The organism is Asticcacaulis benevestitus DSM 16100 = ATCC BAA-896 (genome assembly GCF_000376105.1).
GTDB classification, from domain to species: Bacteria; Pseudomonadota; Alphaproteobacteria; order Caulobacterales; family Caulobacteraceae; genus Asticcacaulis; species Asticcacaulis benevestitus.
Genome location: NZ_AQWM01000060.1, coordinates 1 through 14945 on the forward strand (window position 1 = coordinate 1; position 14945 = coordinate 14945).

Below are 14945 nucleotides of genomic sequence, written 5' to 3' on the forward strand. Positions count from 1 at the left end.
CTGGCCTCACCATAGGTGACGGTGATACCTGTCACCAGGCGCTCGCCCTTGTCGGTCGTTGTAAGCAACTGATCGGCACCCAGTTGCATCTTCCAAATATCGATGTCCTGATCGGAGCCACTTGTCGATACCGCCGCGTTGGCGCGGCTCCGTATGCCTTCCGTGCGTCCCCAAAGACCGTTACCTTCGGGATTACCCCCGGCAGCCCAAGTGCGGTTACCGACGCGCTGCTGGAGCGTGGGCAAGGTGTTAAGCGATTGCAGGTTCGCGCTATAAACCTCATAGATCGGTACACCGGGCTGGTAAAGCGGTGACGGATCGGTATCGCCCGGAATGAGCAACGCCGAACGCAGATACCAATCGCCATCGGCGGGATTGGCAACGCCATTCTTGTAGAGTCGATAGCCGTAGGCACCAGCGATTACCGCCTGTTCGCCGTCGAAGACGTAGTCACCTTCAAGCACAAAAGTGCCGTTGGATGCGCCGGTGACGTCTATGATCTTGATGCCCTCGATCGTCTGCCCCCCCATACCATTGCGGTTGAGGAGCAAACGGGGCTTTCATCATCAACCTAAAAGGTGGCATCAGGATTTGGTTCTGACGCCACTGTGATTTAGCGGCGGCATGGTGAAAAGCAAACGCATGACCTGTTTCAGCTTTGCGAGCAGTGCTGTCCGATCAATGCCTGGGTTTGAAACCGCCCGCACCATCATACCGTCGAAAATCATACCGATGATCTCACCCGTGACGGCCAGTTCAGTCTCGCTAAGCGTTGGCATCATGCGCTGGCATAGCGATCGGCTGAGTTCGCGTTCCTGCCGGTCGGCTTCCTGAACAATAGCCGCGACGCGCGGATTGCGTGCGGCCTCCGCCAGAACTTCCAGACCCAACGCCGAATGGTCGCCGCAATACTTATGATCAACGGCGTACTCCATAGTATCGATGAGGGTATCGAGCAGGCGATCCTCCGGAAGACTTTCCCATTCGGCAAACTTAGCTCGCATGTCCGCGAGGTCATTAGCGACGATGCCCTCAATGATCGCTTCCTTGTTGTCGAAATAGCGATAGATCACACCGACGCTCATCTTCGCTTCCGCAGCAATCTCGGCCATGCTCGCACCATGAAAACCGGCGCGCCTCACGCAGCGCAAAGCGGCATCAAGAATATGTTGTTGGCGCTCTTCGCGGCTCACTCGCACCTTGGATGCCTCGGCAGTCATAGGAACTGGGTAACGCATTCGATCCTTATTCCTTACGTCATAAAGGGGTTTGTCAATTTTTATGTTCGCTGTCGCTTGACATACAGCAAAAAGGCACGTAATGCCAGACAAATGAGAATGATCATTCATTCCCACATTCGACTTTCTGTATGACGCCATGCTGACACTTCTTTGTTATGCTTGCGTCGCACAATAGACCAAATTTAATTTTCAGCGCGCGCGCCGTGAAACGCTCGATTCCAGCCGGAGAGACCTGCATGAGCCTGCTATCCTCAACTCACAACACCGGTATCAAGCGTGGCGCCGTGTCCATCGCGGTGCTTATGGCTATCGCCTTAGGCGTCAGCGCCTGCGGAAAGAAGCCGCAAGGGATGCCGCAGGGTGGGCCGACCGAAGTCGGCGTGATCGTTGCGGCGTCCGCGCCCGCCAATCTGACGGTCGAGCTTTCGGGCCGCACCTCGGCCTATCTTGTCTCCGATGTCCGACCTCAGGTCAGCGGCATCATCAAGTCGCGCACCTTCACCGAAGGCGGTTATGTCACGCAAGGCCAGTCGCTGTATCAGATCGATGCCGCGCCCTACCAGGCGCAATATGCCAGCGCGCAGGCGGGCGTCGCCCAGGCCAAGGCAAGCCTGACCACGGCGAAACTCAAGGCTGAACGTTACGCCGAGCTCGTCAAGATCAACGCCGTCTCCAAACAAGATAATGATGACGCACAGGCCACTTTGGGCCAAGCCGAAGCCACGCTGGCCTCCGCCAACGCCGCTCAGCAGACCGCGGCCATCAATCTCAACTACACCAAGGTGATCGCGCCCATTTCCGGCCGCATCGGCAAGTCGAACGTAACGCCAGGCGCTTTGGTCACGGCGGCCCAGGCCACCGAACTGACCAAGATTCAAAATGTCGATCAGGTCTATTTAGACATCAATCAGTCGGTGAATGACCTGATGACGCTGAAAAGCTCTATCGCCTCAGGTGCCATCGGCGAGGCCTCGTCGGCCGATGTCGAAATGATCCTGCAAGACGGCAGCGTCTATCCGATCAAGGGGCGGTTGCAATTCTCCGACGTGACGGTCGATGAGGCCACGGGCACCGTGACTGTGCGCGCCCTCTTCCCCAATCCGAAGGGTATCCTCCTGCCCGGCATGTACGCCAAGGCGCGGATCGTCTCTGGCGTGATTGGCAACGGCATCCTTGTGCCGCAACCGGCCGTGACGCGCGACCCCAAGGGCAATGCCCTGGTCATGATCGTGACCAAAGACAACAAGGTCGCCGTGCGCCCGATCAAGACCGCGCAAACGGTCGGCGACAAGTGGTTGGTGACCGAAGGCCTGCAACCCGGCGATCGCGTCATTGTCGAAGGCCTGCAAAAAATTGCTCCCGATGCGCCGGTAAAGGCCAGCGTTATCGGTGCGTCTGCTGAGAAATAAGGGCTTTACGCCCGCATAAATCCGTCCGCTAAGGACACCCGTTTTTACGTTACTGGCTCAGTCGCATGAGCCCAGGAGACCGGCATGATCTCGCGTTTCTTCATTCATCGTCCCATCTTCGCATGGGTGGTGGCCATCGTCATCATGATGGCCGGGCTGTTGTCCATCGTCAACCTGCCGATCGCCCAGTATCCGCAGATCGCCCTGCCGCAGGTGACGGTCAGCGCCCTTTATCCCGGCGCCTCGGCCAAGACGGTCGAGGATTCGGTGACACAGATCGTCGAACAGCAGATGAAGGGCATCGATGGCCTGCTCTATATGAAATCGACCTCCGATTCGAGTGGCGCGGCCAGCGTGACCCTGACCTTCAAGGCCGGCACGGACCCAGATATCGCTCAGGTTCAGGTGCAGAACAAACTCCAGTCCGCCACGCCTTTGTTGCCGCAGGAAGTGCAGCAACAGGGCCTGACCGTCGCCAAGGCTTCAAGCGGCTTCCTTATGGTGATCGGGCTCTATTCCGATGACGATAAGGTCAGCGACACCGATCTCGGCGACTATATGTCCTCAACCCTGGTCGATCAGATCAGCCGCGTCGACGGTGTCGGCACCATACAAAATTTCGGATCGCAATACGCCATGCGCATTTGGCTCGATCCGTCTAAGCTGACCAGCTATAACCTGACGCCGACGGATGTCATTGCCGCGCTCAAGGCGCAGAATACGCAAGTCTCAGCCGGCCAGTTGGGCGGCTTGCCCGCCCTCAAAGGTACGGCGCTGAACGCCACTATCACGGCGCAATCGCGCCTGACCAATATCGAGCAGTTCCGTAAGATCATCGTCAAGAATTCCGCCGGCGGTGCGCTGGTACGCCTCGACGACGTGGCGCGGGTCGAGCTTGGCGCCCAACAATATAGTGGCTCGGCCAAATTCAACGGTCGCCCCGCCACAGGTATTGCCATCAGCCTGGCCACCGGCGCCAATGCGCTCGATACCGCCAATGCGGTCAAGGCCAAGATGGAACAGCTCAAAGGCAACTTCCCCAAGGGATACCACTATGTCGTGCCGTTCGACACCACGCCGTTCATCAACCTGTCGATCCACGAAGTCGTCAAAACTCTGATCGAAGCTGTCGTTCTTGTCTTCGTCGTCATGTTCCTCTTCCTGCAAAACTGGCGCGCCACCATTATCCCGACCATCGCCGTTCCCGTCGTTCTGCTCGGCACCTTCGGCATCCTCGCGGCCTTTGGCTACTCGATCAACACCCTGACCCTGTTCGGGCTGGTGCTCGCCATCGGGCTCCTGGTCGATGACGCCATCGTGGTTGTGGAAAACGTTGAGCGCGTCATGCGCGAAGAAAAGCTGCCGCCGCTGGCCGCCACGATCAAGTCGATGAATGAGATTACCGGCGCACTGATCGGTATTGCGCTCGTCTTGTCCGCCGTTTTCATCCCCATGGCCTTCTTCGGCGGCTCGCAGGGCGTTATTTACCGCCAGTTCTCGATCACACTCGTCTCCGCTATGGCGCTGTCGGTCGTTGTGGCGCTGGTCCTGACCCCCGCCTTGTGCGCCACGCTTCTGAGAGTGGAAGATGTCGACCACGGCGAAAAGAAGGGCTTCTTCGGCTGGTTCAACCGAAATTTCGACCGCGCCGCCAATGCCTATCGTAACGCTGTCGGCAGAATTCTCGGTCAGTCGGCGCGCTACATGGCCGTCTTTGCCGCGATTATCGTCGTCATGGTACTGATGTTCACGAAGATCCCGACCTCCTTCCTGCCGGAAGAAGATCAGGGCATCCTCTTCACCATCGTGCAATTGCCGCCGGGCGCCACCGAAGAGCGCACCAATCTTGTCCTCGACCAGGTGGCCGATCACTTCAAAAAAGACCCGGCCGTCGAATCCGCCTTCACCGTTTCGGGTTTCTCGTTCTCAGGACCTGGCCAGAACGCCGGCATGGCCTTCGTGCGTCTGAAAGACTTCGAGAAACGTCACAAGGCCGAAGAAAAGGCCCCGGCGGTCGCCGGCCGCGCCATGATGGCTTTCAGCCAGTTCCGCGACGCCATGGCGTTCGCCATCGTGCCGCCGGCGGTGACCGAACTCGGTAACTCCTCCGGTTTCGATATCGAACTTAAGGACGTCGGCGGTTTGGGCCATGAAGCTTTGCTAGCGGCCCGTAACCAGGTGCTCGGCATGGCCGCGCAGAATCCGAGCCTGATGGGTGTGCGCCCCAACGGCATGGAAGACACACCGCAGCTCAAGCTTGAGATCGATCAGGCGGCCGCCGGCGCCATGGGTGTCAGCCTGTCGGACATCAACGCCACGCTCTCGACGGCTATGGGCGGCGCCTATGTCAACGACTTCATCGACCGCAACCGCGTGAAAAAAGTCTTCATCCAGGCCGATGCCCCCTTCCGTATGAAGCCCGAAGACCTGAACCAATGGTACGTCCGCAATGCCTCCGGCCAGATGGTGCCGTTTTCGGCCTTCGCCACCTCGCACTGGGAATACGGCTCGCCGCGCTTAGAGCGCTATAACGGCGCACCGTCGATGAACCTTCAGGGCACGGGCGCACCGGGCAAGTCATCCGGACAGGCCATGGCGGAGGTCGAAAAGATCATCGCCACCCTGCCGCCGGGCATTTCTTATGAATGGACCGGCCTGTCGCTGCAGGAAAAGCAATCCGGCGCCGAAGCCCCCATGCTGTACGCCCTATCGATCTTCGCCGTCTTTATTCTGCTGGCAGCGCTTTATGAAAGCTGGTCGATTCCGATCGCCATCGTCATGGTCATCCCCCTTGGCGTCATCGGTGCCCTGCTCGCCACCATGCTGCGCGGCCTGTCCAACGACATTTACTTGCAGGTCGCCTTGCTGACCATCATCGGGCTTAGTTCCAAGAACGCCATCCTGATTGTGGAATTCGCCAAGCATAACCACGAAAGCGGTATGAGTCTGATCGATGCGACCCTGGAGGCCGTCCGCGTCCGCCTGCGCCCGATCATCATGACCTCACTGGCCTTCACCTTCGGCATCCTGCCACTGTTCTTCGCCAATGGCGCGGGGTCTGGCAGCCAGAACGCCATCGGCACCGGCCTCGTCGGCGGCATCATTTCGGCAACCCTGCTGGCCATCTTCTTCATTCCGCTGTTCTTCGTCATCATCGAGAAAATCTTCAAGGCCGACGAGAAGCATATGAAAAAACTGGCGCTGGAGCGTGAGGCCACGGCCATGCTCGATAACTCCGATAACGATCGCAAAGGGCACTAATCCATGACCTCTCTTGTCAAACTTACCCTGTTAAGCGCCGCAAGCGCGATCGTCCTCAGCGGCTGCACCATGGCCCCGCGTTATGACCGCGGCGCCCTGCCCGTCCCCGGTCAGTTCCCGACGGACGTCGTCGCGCAAGGACAATCGGCCGAAACCCTGCCATGGCGTCAGGTCTTCCTCGATCCGCGCCTTCAGGCCACGATCGATCAGGCCCTGACCAACAACCGCGACCTGCGCGTGGCGGTACTCAATGTCGAACGGGCACGCTCTCAGTATCGCATCCAGCGCGCCAGCCTGTTTCCCGCCGTCAATGCCACAGTCGCCGGTGCGCGCGGCGACACGGGTGCGGTCAATACGGCCACCGGCGAGCCTATTGGCACGACCGAGACCTACAGCGCGACTATCGGCGCGTCGTGGGAACTTGACCTGTTCGGGCGTGTCCGTTCGCTCAGCCAGTCGGCGCTGCAAAGCTATTTCGCTGTTGAAGAAAACCGCAAGGCCGCGCAAATCAGCCTGATCGCGTCGGTCGCCACCGCCTGGCTCAATCTTGCCTCCGATCAGGACCAGTTACGCCTCGCGCGTGAGACTCTGCGCCTGCGCGAAGAAAGCCTCGATCTGACGCAAAAGCGCTTTGATCTTGGCGCCACCGAGCAACTTACCCTGCGCCAGACGCAAATCCTGACCGAACAGGCACGCGCCGACGTGGCTGCCCTGATCGCCACGGTGCAACAAGACAAGAACGCCCTGCGCCTGCTGGTCGGTGATGATGTGGCCGAAGCACAACTGCCCAATACTTTCCCCGATCAGGCGATACTGGCCGATTTGCCAGCCGGCACGCCATCGGATGTGCTGCTCAAACGTCCCGATGTGGCCGCCACCGAATATACGCTGAAAGCCGCCAATGCTGATATCGGTGCGGCGCGCGCCGCCTTCTTCCCGAGGATTTCGCTGACCGGTTCAGTCGGCAAGGCCTCAACCGAACTCAACGACCTGTTTGATGGCACCGACATCTGGAGCTTCGCACCGTCGATCTCGGTGCCAATCTTCGCCGGCGGCGCCAATACGGCCAATCTCAAGGCCACGAAGACCAGCCGCGACATCGCTCTGGCGAAATATGAAGGCGCCATCCAGTCAGCCTTCCGTGATGTCGCTGATCAGCTGGCCACCCGCGCCACCATCGATGACCGTCTGAGCGCGCAGGCCCGCGTGGTCGAGGCCGCTTCCGATAGCAGCACCCTGGCTCAGGCGCGCTTTGACCGCGGGATTGATTCACGCCTGACCCTGACGGATTCGCAACGCACGCTCTATACAGCGCAGCAACAGCTTATCACTGTGCGTCTGGTGCGTTCGCTGAACCTGATCAATCTCTATGCCGCGCTTGGGGGCGGGTATTAGGTCCTGCCTGTACTTGTAGACAATTTACCGTGGCACCAGACCCACAGCTAACGCTATCGCCTGTTCTTGTTCTCCGCTCTGTCGCGTCCGGCACTCGCGAATTCGGCCGGCGTGGTGGTCGCGATGGGCTTACTCAGCGCTGCGATCTCTCGGCTAACTCCGGTGCAGGCGGCGAGACTGCGACAGCTACGCCGCAATTATCCCAAATATGACGCGGAATGATCAACTGATTCTTCCGTGTTTTCCGCGCCCTGGGCAATATGCTGGCCGATGGCCCCCCATATTTGGACGCGCGAGGAAAGGCATCCGTGACAAGAAGATCACCAGATTGAATGCCGCACCCAAAGGCCACGCGGTAGAAGCCGCCTTCCACTACTCCGGCCAATGGCCCGACGATCTGAAAGCCTCTGAACCTGCTTCCCTCTCACGATAGGCGCCGATAGATAACGACAGCCAAGGCCCGCCTCAAGTCCTTCCCGTAACCGCTTATTATAGGCGGCGAGCGGCGTCCATGCGATCATGCAAGATACGCATGATGTTTATGCCGCCAGCCGATTTACGGAAGTAGATGGCATGGCGCTCCACATTGCGTCGTCGGTATCCCGATCTGATATGGTCGCAGGACGGCGCTCTGTCTGGAGCTTCGGCCAACTTTTCAAAGGCAGCGATCAGTATGTCGGTGTAGCGGTGTGCCTGGTCGATGCCCCATTCTTTGGCCGTGGTCCGCCAAATATGCTCCAGATCGCGCTCTGCAGTTGGTGCAAGGCGGTATCTAGCCATGTGCCTGTTGCATCCGTCGCTTGAAAGCTTCGGGGTCGAAGAGTTGAGGTTCTCCGCCGCTTTCGGCTTCGATCAAGGCGGCCCTGATGCTCTCGATCTCGGCCGTTCTCTCTTGTTCTCGTCGGATCAGGTCACGGATTATTTCACTGTCGTTTGTGTAGTTGCCGTTTTCGATCTGAGATTTAACCCACGCGTCTTGCTGGTCAGTTATGGTGATAGTCTTGCGCACGGTCGCCATGTCTAATCCTCCAAGAGGCCATCATACTATTGGTGCAATTTTACACACCCTACGCAAATTGCCAACCATTCATTTTTATTCGTGCCCACAAAGGGTGGCAAGCCTCCCTTTGTGGGCATTTGTCTTGGGGGACTTTAGCAGACGGTTAATGCTGTTTGACTTTAGCCGTCGCTATGACTCAGCGACGAAGATGCAGGGCTGCCCCTATCGCCAATAACAGAGCATCCTAATTACCCTCCAGGCGCACATAATCCAACAACGAGACACGGCTGGCGATATGTCTGACTGTGACCCGCATTTGCTCGCCCGACGCGTCTTCCAGCTCGATTGGCTCGCCAACCTTAAACGGTGTGGGCTGAGGTTTACCGTTGTTGATCGCGATGTTGTCGGCATGAAGATAGGTTCTATTGCTGGTGTCGAGGATCGGGTTTAACCGCCCCGTGAGACCCGGTATGGTCCCGTTCGAATGGACGATCAGGGAGCCGGTATTCGGCTCGCCACGAACCACAATCGAGACCGGCACGTTGGGATCGACCTTATCGACAATAGTCCCCGGATAGGCTGGATGGGCGATGAGAAGGGTAAAGGGCCCCTTTGTCGGCACAGATATTTCGCAAGCTCCCAAAGCATCTGTCGTCCCGCGCAAGGCGGTGCCGTTGTCAGCCTGAAGAACCAGGTCTGCACCGCCGACGGCCTTGCCGTCGGCATCCCGCACCGACACGGTGAAAGAGACGGCTGCCTGGCCTTTGCGTGATGCGCGCTCGGGGAAGGATGGAAGAACGAGTTCTCGGCGCATTGTGCTGTGAATACGCTGAATAGTGAGATCGTCTACACCTGCATGATCCGCCAGATCAGACCAGGTCTCAACGACATCGTGCAGCTCGCGAATCAGCTTTTCAGCGGCCGGTCGCTTCAATCCGCAGAACTCACCAAAGTCCAGCAGGTCGCTCAATTCGAATCCGTCACGTTTCCCGTTCAAGCTCATCTGGTGCATGCTGGTCCAGTCGCCAGAGGGGTTATAGGCGTAGCAGACATCGAACGCCGGCGACAAACGCCACTGCCCTTTCCGGTTCATCAGGAAGGCGATGTTCTTGACGTGGTCATCCTGGTTTCGGATCAGAATGTTGAAAACCGAACGGCGGAATTGTTGCTCTATGTCGTATTGGGGCAGAGCGAGCATGCGGATCGTTTCGACTGCCTGCTCATAGGAATAGGCGCCGGCCGCGTTGAAATCGAAATGTCGCATGGCGGCAAGCGACTGCATGTGGACCTTCTGGCCACTGGCTGTCCTGTCGAACCTCTGGGTCATGAAGTGGGCGCGGCCACCTTCCAGGTGCAGACGGGTTTCGGTCATGTCGATGCCGGCGGCCTTAGCGAGAAGATAGAAGCTGTATTCAATCCTTCCGAAGCCCTGCGGATCGGCCAGTTCCTTATCCTTGTTGTTGCTGATGCCATCGAACTTCATGAGCCAATAGGTGAAGCCCTCGCCCGCCTTGATCTGTCCGGACCGAAATTCTCCTGTCTGCGGGTGCCAGGCCAGGACGGCCTTCGCCCGTGCGCCGCCGGCGGAGGTGCCCACGCGCAGAATGTCCTGAAGGGTCTCGTGATCGTCAGCGCCAGTGAGCACGCCCGACAAACGTTCTCGATTGTTCAGGACGAGGTTGGCGAGTGTGACCAAGGAATCGATCTCTACAGCGCGCGAGCCTTTCTGACCCTGGGCAATGACTGGATGGAACTCCAAGGCGCCCATGCCTCGCGTTCCGATATAGCACAGCCGTTCGACCGGGTTGAAACTGGCGGCGGAGCGGCTTTGCTGGGCGAGCCAGGCGTCGATGAGGGCGTTTCCGAACTTGTCGGGCAGTGAATCTGCCAGCAGGCCGGGCAGGCCCTTGAAGGCATCCCTCGGCAAACTCGGAAATTCATACGGCTCGGCGACCAGCGGCATGGTTATCGGCGCCAGTTGGATGCCGCTGGCCAGGAAGTCGGGTTCATACTGGAAGACGCCGATCTGACGATCGTTAAGCCAGCTGACGGCGCCAATATCCTTACCCCATAGTCGGACGTGGGCATCGGTCATTCCTCGTCATCTCCCCAAGCCCATTCGGAAGCGGGCTTCGTTTCGCCTTGCATGGGCCGCGCGCGTTGCCGTTCCCGTCCCTGGAGCTTCACCCGTTCTATGGGGCGGACGGCAGGGTCTGGCAGCATGGCCAGCAGGTTCGACTCCATGTTCAGGGCCAGGAGCACCCTGATGAAGGAGTCGAGAGAAGCCCCTTCACCGGCTTCCAGCCGGGCGAGAGTTCGCGAGGAAGCTCCAGTTTCCTTTGCCAGTTGCGCGCGCGTCAGGTTGCGGCTTAACCGTAACCTGGCAAGACGCTCTCCTAGTTGCGTTTCCAAATGGCTTACGGTTTCAATAATGCTATCGGGGTTAGTGGACATATCTGGCACATTATAGTTGATATTAGGCATTAACATGCCATATTTGACACCTTATACGCAAGATAGGATAACGGTCGGTAAAGAGGACAAGCCAACTCTAAAATATAATACGCCATTAATGGCACTTTATGGCGGAAAATTACCCTTAAGATGCCACATTTGGCATCTTAAGTGTTAAGCCCCCTACTCAGCTGACCTTGCACCTAAGATCTTGGATTTACGCACCATGTGATTAGCTCGATGGAACGGTGCCGCAAAGCCGTAAACCCTCACGACTCCCCAGCGAGGGCAACGCAATTGCCCCCTGTACCCTTTCTGAGCGGTTTGGATTATTCTAGCCGTCACGGGTCGGCTGGTCGAGAGTAGCCTTTTGCCCCCTGCGTCCTTGAACGCCTGGGGGGGACATGCACCTCGATCGGTTGACTGCGGAGCACGCCCAGTGGGGAGTTGCGCCAAGGCTATATAGCCTGGAGCGCCAGTACAGGGAACGGCGAAGCGACGCAGCGACTCGACATTGACAGGAGGCGCAAATGTTAGACGAGCCGACTTTATTTGTCGGTGTAGATTGGGCAAGCACAGAACATCAAGTTTGTATTTTGGGACCTTCAGGTCCGATACAAAAATCCTTCCCCCATGACGGATTGGGTCTTGGGGCTATGGTTGACTGGTTGCTTGAGCATGCCCCAAACCCAACCGATATTGCGGTAGCCATAGAGATGCCGCATGGCCCAGTGGTGGAAGCCCTCATGGACCGTGGGATACTCGCTTTTTCGGTCAATCCAAAGCAGCTCGACCGTTTTAGGGATCGCTTTGGTGAGGCGACTGTTCCGATGTTGGCGTAGGTGCGGCCCTTAAGTTCCGACATTTCGAGAGGATATCCCAGACCGGCGAGATTGTCGGCGGCATGTAACCTCGCCGCTTCGTCAGGCCGCAGACCGGTGTTTCCGAGGATCAGAATCTGGTCGTAAAGCTGCTCATAGGCATATTTGTAGCGCTCAGGCGCTTCCCTCGCCGCCTTGGCAACGGCTTTGTAGAGCTGCTTGTATTCGGCCAACGTGAACCAGGGTCGCTGGATGATTTTCTTTTGTTGCCTATAGGGCGGCGATAAATCCGGTACGCCATGGATCTTGCGGTGCCGGTAGGCCGTTTACAAAACGAGAGACATGGTCCCTATCTCGTCGTGGATGGTGCTCCGAGATGGAGGCTTCGGCGGCCGCACATATTGACCGTCCGGCCGCTTGGCGGGAAGACGGCCAAACTGTTTGGCCCGATGAAGCCGGTAGCTCTGCGCCTTGCCGGAATCGATTTCGGTAATGGCCATGCCTTTGAAGAACGGCCGTAAATGTAGGCGCAAGCGGTCTTTGTGGCCTTGTACCCATTTGGGGCTACGCTCACCCTCAGTGATAAGTTCGTACTCCGCCTCGAACAGGTCGGCCATGTCATCGAAGCTCGGCTCTCGCCTGGTCAGGACACCGGCGCGGGATTCGCCCCTAAGCTCCAGGAACCAGTCCTCGGCGAACTCTTTCGCCAGGACCAGGTTTTCCTCTTTGGTGCTTTCCCTGCGACGATCACCGCCTACGGTCGACGCCACCCACCAAAATCGACTTTTTGGCTTCCTGTAGAGTTGGACTTTTCCACCAAGAACTTCGTGCGTAGGCATTGCACCCCCACCTTTTTCAACCTAGGGTGGAAACAATAACACGGTTTCGTCCCGCCGTCAAAAGTGTGCCAGCAGTGTGCCACGCAAAAACGGCCTCCCGTGAGGAAAGCCGTTTTTGCAAGTATTTGCTTTTGTTTTAGTATTTTGTTGCGGGGGCCCGCAACCAACTTAGCTACTACCCTATTTCGTTTTCGCAAGTTATTCCGCGAAAGCCGCCAAAGCAAATCGCTAGAAGCGGCGGCGATCTATCTGTACCCGGAAAAAAGTCACCCTTAAGTTTGCCAAGACGCTGATTTACCAGTTGACCGGCTTTAATTATAAAGGCGAGGCTCATGCCTCTCCCTTTCCTTTACTCATTGGTCGCGCGGCGCACTAGGTTCTGTCTGTTGCGTCACCCCGATCGTGTTGGAGGACCGCTACATGCCGCTGGGCTTCTCAGATCACCAGAATATCGGAGGTAATCTCATTAATTGATTTTACGCCCGTAAGCACCATGGCTGTGCGCATGTCCTTTTCGAGCAGGCCAATCAGTTGGCTAACGCCCATTCCCCCGGAAGCGGCGAGCGCGTAAACGAAAGCCCGACCCAAAAGAACACCGTCCGCGCCTAGCGCCAGCATGCGAATAACATCAACACCGGTGCGGACTCCCGAATCTGCGAAAAGGGTCATGTCGCCTTTAACCGCCTCGGCAATTTGTTGCATGGCACGCGCCGTTGAAAGCGCGCCATCAAGCTGCCGGCCACCATGGTTTGACACAACCAGGCCATCCGCTCCAAATGTTCTGGCGTCTCGCGCATCACCAGCATCGAGTATGCCTTTGATGATCATCGGCCCCTGCCACTCGTCACGAATCCACTCCAGGTCCCGCCACGATATGCCAGGATCAAAGTTGGCACCGAGCCATCCAATATAGTCTTCAAGCCCGGTGGCTTTGCCCAAATAGGCTGACACATTGCCCAGATCATGAGGCCGGCCTCTGACGCCCACATCCCAAGCCCATTGCGGATGCAACATAGCCTGAATGATACGGCGAAATGCCGCGTACTGCCCGCTCATGCCTGAGTGGGCGTCACGATAGCGCGAGCCCGGCACTGGCATATCGACGGTAAAAACCAGAGTGGTGGCTCCAGCCTCCCTCGCCCTCTGGAGGACATCCCGCATGAAGCCACGGTCCTTAAGCACATACAGTTGGAACCAGATCGGCCGTTCACTTTGGCTCGCAACTTCTTTCAGCGAACAGACAGACACCGTGGACTGAATAAAAGGGATGTTGGCGCGGGCCGCCGCCTGGGCAGCCTGGACTTCGCCGCGCCTTGCATACATGCCCGTAAGACCCACCGGCGCCAAAGCCAGCGGCAGTTCAAAACGCGTGCCGAACCACTCCGTCGACAGGTCCAGGTCTTCACTGCCACGCAATGTTTTTTGGCGCAAGTCTATGGTCTGAAGGTCAGCCATATTGCGGTTCATCGTCACTTCCGCCCCCGCGCCGCCGTCGAGATAATGGAAGAGAAAGGGCGGCAATTCGGCTTGTGGCGCGGCNCGGAAGTCAGTGGCNGAGGCAATGATCATTATTGCAGNTGGACGAAAGCGCCGCCGTCGACCAGCACATGGGCGCCCGTCATATAGCCCGCCAGATCCGAGGCCAGAAAGACAACCACCTTGCCAATGTCAGCCGGTGCGCCCAGCCGGCCAAGAGGGATGCGGCTTTCCATGTATTCCCGCTTGGTGAGGTCGGCCAGGTCCTCCTTATTTATATCGGTCTCGATCGTGCCCGGCAGTACCGAATTACAGCGGATGCCGTATTTGCCCAACGCGATGGCCGTCGATTGCATCAAGGAATGCATGCCGGCTTTCGTGGGCGTGTAGTGGGTCTGCATTTCGCCTCCGACCAAAGCCGAAATCGAGCTTACCGCTATGAGCGAGCCACCGGTGCCCTGCTTCACCATCTGGTTCGCGGCCGCCTGGCACATGTAGTAGCTGCCCATCAGATTGACATCGACCGTTCGCCTCACGACCTCGACCGGCATGTCCAGAAAGCTGTGAAACGGACAGATGCCGGCATTCGAAACCATATGATCGACCCCGCCCAATCCTTTCACTGCGGCTTCGATAAACGCAGGCGCACTCTCGGGATTTGCCACGTCGCCCACATAGACAATCGCCTTACGGCCCAAGGCCTCGATCTCTTTTACCAGGCTGTCAACGGAGTCCGACTCTGCGTGGGCATTGATGCCGATGTCCGCACCATGTCTGGCGCACTCGATGGCCGTGCCGCGACCTATGCCGCGCGATGCGCCCGTGATCAGAACCCGTTGTCCCTGTAGCAGCATAGTCTTTCCTTATGTCTTGAGGTTAGTTTCGCTCCAGCCAAATTCATGTGAAATGGCATGGACGGTGGCCAGCACCTGCTCTGTNAGCGCCTTCATACGGGCATCATCCATATATTGCGCGGCCGAAGAGACACTGATCGATCCGATGATCTTGTTGCTGGCATCACGGATTGGCGCCGCCACGCAGCGAATGCG

14 protein-coding genes are annotated in these 14945 nt (G+C 58.0%); 4 read left to right on the top strand and 10 right to left on the bottom strand.

Annotated features, from left to right (window positions below; genetic code table 11):
• The coding region (locus B060_RS25685) for an autotransporter outer membrane beta-barrel domain-containing protein (RefSeq protein WP_211210485.1) at positions 1–551 on the bottom strand (551 nt) is incomplete at its 3' end.
• Between the two features lie 33 nt (positions 552–584).
• The gene (locus B060_RS0122505) at positions 585–1238 is read right to left on the bottom strand and encodes a TetR/AcrR family transcriptional regulator (RefSeq protein WP_236621688.1); all 654 of its coding nucleotides are present in this window, start codon (positions 1236–1238) and stop codon (positions 585–587) included.
• Between the two features lie 239 nt (positions 1239–1477).
• Here B060_RS0122505 and B060_RS0122515 point away from each other — a divergent pair, with 239 nt between their 5' ends.
• From B060_RS0122515 to B060_RS0122525, 3 genes are all read left to right on the top strand, one after another.
• Positions 1478–2650, top strand: coding sequence for an efflux RND transporter periplasmic adaptor subunit (locus tag B060_RS0122515; protein ID WP_018084064.1), 1173 nt, complete (start codon positions 1478–1480; stop codon positions 2648–2650).
• An 84-nt stretch (positions 2651–2734) separates the two neighbouring features.
• A complete protein-coding gene (locus tag B060_RS0122520; protein ID WP_018084065.1) occupies positions 2735–5911 on the top strand; it encodes an efflux RND transporter permease subunit in 3177 nt (1058 codons plus the stop codon).
• Positions 5912–5914: 3 nt separating this feature from the next.
• Positions 5915–7306 (top strand): efflux transporter outer membrane subunit, encoded by a 1392-nt coding sequence (locus tag B060_RS0122525; RefSeq protein ID WP_018084066.1) that lies wholly within the window; start codon positions 5915–5917, stop codon positions 7304–7306.
• 489 nt (positions 7307–7795) lie between these two features.
• Here B060_RS0122525 and B060_RS0122530 read toward each other — a convergent pair whose 3' ends face one another.
• From B060_RS0122530 to B060_RS0122545, 4 genes are all read right to left on the bottom strand, one after another.
• Positions 7796–8086, bottom strand: a complete 291-nt coding sequence (locus tag B060_RS0122530) for a type II toxin-antitoxin system RelE/ParE family toxin (protein WP_018084067.1) — start codon at positions 8084–8086, stop codon at positions 7796–7798.
• A complete protein-coding gene (locus B060_RS0122535; RefSeq protein WP_018084068.1) occupies positions 8079–8324 on the bottom strand; it encodes a type II toxin-antitoxin system ParD family antitoxin in 246 nt (81 codons plus the stop codon). The genes B060_RS0122530 and B060_RS0122535 overlap by 8 nt, the downstream gene beginning before the upstream one ends.
• Positions 8325–8550: 226 nt before the next feature.
• The gene (locus B060_RS25690; RefSeq protein ID WP_018084069.1) at positions 8551–10401 is read right to left on the bottom strand and encodes a type II toxin-antitoxin system HipA family toxin; all 1851 of its coding nucleotides are present in this window, start codon (positions 10399–10401) and stop codon (positions 8551–8553) included.
• Positions 10398–10790 (bottom strand): helix-turn-helix domain-containing protein, encoded by a 393-nt coding sequence (locus tag B060_RS0122545; RefSeq protein ID WP_201768145.1) that lies wholly within the window; start codon positions 10788–10790, stop codon positions 10398–10400. The genes B060_RS25690 and B060_RS0122545 overlap by 4 nt, the downstream gene beginning before the upstream one ends.
• A gap of 500 nt (positions 10791–11290) precedes the next feature.
• Between B060_RS0122545 and B060_RS26900 the strand changes: the two genes are divergently transcribed.
• Complete coding sequence (locus B060_RS26900; protein WP_081607002.1) at positions 11291–11602, top strand: IS110 family transposase; 312 nt, start codon at positions 11291–11293, stop codon at positions 11600–11602.
• Between the two features lie 305 nt (positions 11603–11907).
• Here the strand turns inward: B060_RS26900 and B060_RS28170 are convergent, their stop codons facing one another.
• From B060_RS28170 to B060_RS26910, 4 genes are all read right to left on the bottom strand, one after another.
• Positions 11908–12420 carry a hypothetical protein gene (locus tag B060_RS28170; protein WP_018084072.1) on the bottom strand — a complete coding sequence of 171 codons (513 nt, stop codon included), beginning with the start codon at positions 12418–12420 and terminating at the stop codon, positions 11908–11910.
• A gap of 435 nt (positions 12421–12855) precedes the next feature.
• A complete protein-coding gene (gene lldD, locus B060_RS0122555) occupies positions 12856–13989 on the bottom strand; it encodes an FMN-dependent L-lactate dehydrogenase LldD (protein WP_018084073.1) in 1134 nt (377 codons plus the stop codon).
• Positions 13989–14750 (bottom strand): L-rhamnose 1-dehydrogenase Lra1, encoded by a 762-nt coding sequence (lra1, locus tag B060_RS0122560; protein WP_018084037.1) that lies wholly within the window; start codon positions 14748–14750, stop codon positions 13989–13991. The genes lldD and lra1 overlap by 1 nt, the downstream gene beginning before the upstream one ends.
• 9 nt (positions 14751–14759) lie before the next feature.
• Positions 14760–14933, bottom strand: coding sequence for an IclR family transcriptional regulator domain-containing protein (locus B060_RS26910; RefSeq protein WP_425304008.1), 174 nt, complete (start codon positions 14931–14933; stop codon positions 14760–14762).
• Between the last annotated feature and the right edge of the window lie 12 nt (positions 14934–14945).